Here is a 3,531-nt window from a genome sequence, read left to right as displayed (position 1 = left end):
AGGAAGAAGGAAGAAGGAAGAAGGAAGAAGGAAGTAAGAAAAGTCTCAAAGTTGGGAAAGTGATGCACCTAATTCACCTTTCTAAACTGAAAACCCTTAATTTATTGAAGTTTTCGGTTTATCCAGCAGTTTCAAGATTGTAAATGAAACACCTTTAAAGCAACAGATATTATACTGAGGAAAGTTAAAAAACCGATGGTATCTAGCATTGTTGTCACTAATGGACCACTCATTAAAGCTGGATCTAGTTTTAAATGCTTCAAACCCATTGGTAACAAAGTTCCTAAAGTAACAGCCACCATTGTATTAGTGGCCATAACTACCCCGGCTATTAAAGCTACCCATCTTTCTTGGGGTTTAGCCCAAATCAGGGAAAGGGCCACCATTGTCAGCCCTAAAGCTACGGCTGTTCCTAAAGCGGCTAAAAGTTCTTTGCGGAGAATTTTTCCCGTATCTGCGGGTGTGACTTCCCCTACACCTAAACCGCGAATGGTGACAGTCAGAGCTTGGATACCTACAGTGCCACCTGTGTTAGAAAATATGGGCATAATCACGGCGAGGACAGGTACAGCGGCGATAACTTCTTGAAAAGGAGCGATCGCACTGGCAGCACCAATATACAATCCCATAATCCCCAATAACCAAGGCAACCGTTTCCGAATCGTGACTTGTGCGGGAGATAAGGCCTCTTCATCACCACTGACCCCTGCTAATTTTTGAATATCTTCTGTAGCTTCTTCTTCTAAAATATCAACGACATCATCAATCGTAATAATACCGACTAATCTATCTTCTCTATCAACCACAGGCATAGCGATTAAGTCGTACCGCTGCATAATCCGGGCGACTTCTTCCTGGGAGGTTTCTGTTCTGACTTTGACAACGTGGGCGCTGGCAATATCTTTAATTAAAACATCGGGAAAGGTAAATAATAGCTGACGCAAAGAAACAACACTAACTAATTTGCGATTATCATCAGTGACATAGGCATAGTAAATTGTTTCCTTATCTTGATCTTGCAAGCGGATTTTACTGAGGGCTTCACCAACAGTTAAACCTCGTCGCAAGCGAACATATTCCGTTGTCATTACCCGCCCCGCAGTCCCTTCTGGATAGCCAAGAATCGTAGCTGTGGCTTGTCTTTGTTCGGGACTGAGTTGTTGTAATAAGCGTTTGACTACTCCTGCTGGTAGTTCATCAAATAAATATGCCCGTTCATCAGGACTCATTTCTTCAACAAGGTCTACTACCTGGGCATCGTGGAGGGAGTTAATCAGGTCTTCCTGTACTTCTGTGGGTAAATATTCAAAGACATCTATGGCTTGATCTTTGTTGAGTAACCGAAAAGCGATCGCCCTTTGTTTTTCGGGCAATTGGGTGATATACTCGCCCACATCTACCGGCTGTAAACAATTCAAATCACATTTAAGCTGATTTAAGTCAGCAATATCCAAGGAATTACGAATTTCCTGTGTAAGCATAATAGAAATCTCCTAATGTCTCCCCCGCGCTGGGAGACTGCCTCACCAGCTTAGAGGAGGGTAATACTGCCATCTGTTGGACTTTTGTCCATAACCTCTTGTAAAATTAAATATCAACGTGGGAACTAAAAATAGCACCGCTAAATGAGTTTAGCCCAAAACTCAGCTTTACGATAGATGCTAAGTGACATTTTAAGCATAAGTTGTCACTTGTACAAGTAGTAACAGCAAATTATGGATAAAAACTCCCAAAAAATAAATTATCCAATAATTGGGGAGTGGATTAGGGTTTGATTTAGGGAGTAGCAAATAAGTAAGGTTTTAGCAATGCTAAACCCCTACATCTATAATACAGATTGGGATATTTTTTTGATTGCTAGTTCCTTATTTCTTCAAAAACTTTTGTTGCATCTTCATTACAAAAGTATTCACTTCGGGAATATTCATTCTAGAAGCAATTATCGCAAATACACCAATTCCCACGAAAGCAGATATGGATAATTCTATGAGTAAACTAATTAAATCCTGTTTACCTAGTATTTGTTGAGAAGTCATTAAAGTTCCAAAACTGGCTAAACCCGATATAATACTCCCAACTGTTAAACCCAAAATTGGTACACACCATTCTTGCCAAGGTAAGCCATTAAGTTTGCGATTGAGCAAAAATAATAACATCAACATGGAACTACAATTAACTCCAACTGTAGCTAAAACTAATCCAGGCGCACCAAAACGTTCAACTAATATTAAATCTAATACAGCATTGAGAACAATATTAAATATACTAATTTTAAAAGGTGTTTGTCCATCACCTAAAGCATAAAATACCCTCACCAAAACATCACGCCCTAAATAGACAAACATTCCGATTCCATAGGCAATTAATAGCGAAGATACTAACTGAGTTGCTTCTTGTTTAAATGCTCCCCGTTGATAAACTATCTGGACAATTGGCACAGATAGAGATACCATCAAAGCCCCTAAAGGTAACATGGTAACGGCAGTCAGTAAAAGTCCTTGCCGAATGCGTAATTTTAGTTCTCCCCAATTATCTGGGTGAGAAAGTTTAGCAAATGTTGGTAATAAAGGCAGTAAAATAATATTAGAAATAATTCCCAAGGGAGTTTGGACTAAAAGATTAGCATAGTTAAAACCTGCGGCTGCACCAACAATAGGACTAGCAAAATAAAGGTCAGTAGCGACATTAATTGGCATCATTCCTGATGATATTGTCGCTGGAGTCATGATTTTAATTACTTCTTGCACACCGGGAGATTTAAAATCAAATCTCAGGCGTAATTTCCCTAATCCTAAGCGCCATTGCACTATTGACTGGACTAACCATTGCAGAATTCCTCCTGCCAAAGTTCCCCAAGCTAATACCATGCCACCGATTAAAGCATATTCAGGATTAATAATTTCTTTACCATATTGTCCTGCTAAAATAGCAATACCAATAATAACAGTAATACTAGATAATAAAGGACTAATAGATAGTAACCAATATTGATTAGCTGCATTTAAAGTCCCAAATCCAATGCCAATTAAGCCAGCAAATAAGGCTAAAGGGGCCATAATTTGGATTTGACGGATAGCGATCGCTCTTGTAGTTGCTTCTAAGCCATGACCAACTAAATCAACAATATACTCAGCACAAAAAATCTGGGCAAATGTCACCACTAATAACAACCCACCCACTAGAGTTGTGATTGTTTCTACAATAGGTGCAGCTTCCTCCTTTTTGTGTTTAGCTAAAACACTGACAATGGCACTATGTAAAGGTCCATTTACACCACCAAGTAGGATTAAAAGAAAACCGGGAATAATGTAGGCATAACTATAAGCTGTAGCTGCCGCACCTACACCAAAAGCAGCCGCAATTATTTGCTGCCTAATTAAACCAAACACTTTACTAATTAAAGTTGCTGCGGCAACAATACCAGCAATACCAGCAAAGGAACGAGAGGGTTTTTGATCTTGTTGTGTCACGAATATTTAATGGTCAGTTGCCAGTTGTCAGTTGTCAGTAGGGGCGAAGCATTTGGAAGAT

The 3,531-nt window shown here is 39.4% G+C and carries 2 protein-coding genes; both read right to left on the bottom strand.

From position 1 onward, the window contains the following. Positions 1-131 precede the first annotated feature (131 nt). Positions 132-1,481, bottom strand: a complete 1,350-nt coding sequence (gene mgtE / locus FJR06_RS14560; RefSeq protein WP_168651691.1) for a magnesium transporter — start codon at positions 1,479-1,481, stop codon at positions 132-134. Positions 1,482-1,865: 384 nt separating this feature from the next. Continuing rightward, positions 1,866-3,470, bottom strand: a complete 1,605-nt coding sequence (murJ, locus tag FJR06_RS14555; protein WP_168651690.1) for a murein biosynthesis integral membrane protein MurJ — start codon at positions 3,468-3,470, stop codon at positions 1,866-1,868. Between the last annotated feature and the right edge of the window lie 61 nt (positions 3,471-3,531).

Origin of the sequence: Dolichospermum sp. UHCC 0352 (genome assembly GCF_009711925.1) — a bacterium.
Classification (GTDB): Bacteria; Cyanobacteriota; Cyanobacteriia; order Cyanobacteriales; family Nostocaceae; genus Dolichospermum; species Dolichospermum lemmermannii.
This window is presented reverse-complemented; position numbering and strand designations above follow the sequence as displayed.

What these genes read in the sequence shown, in the direction of transcription:
- mgtE (WP_168651691.1), bottom strand. Translation starts at nt 1,481, where the DNA reads ATGCTTACACAGGAAATTCGTAATTCCTTGGATATTGCTGACTTAAAT.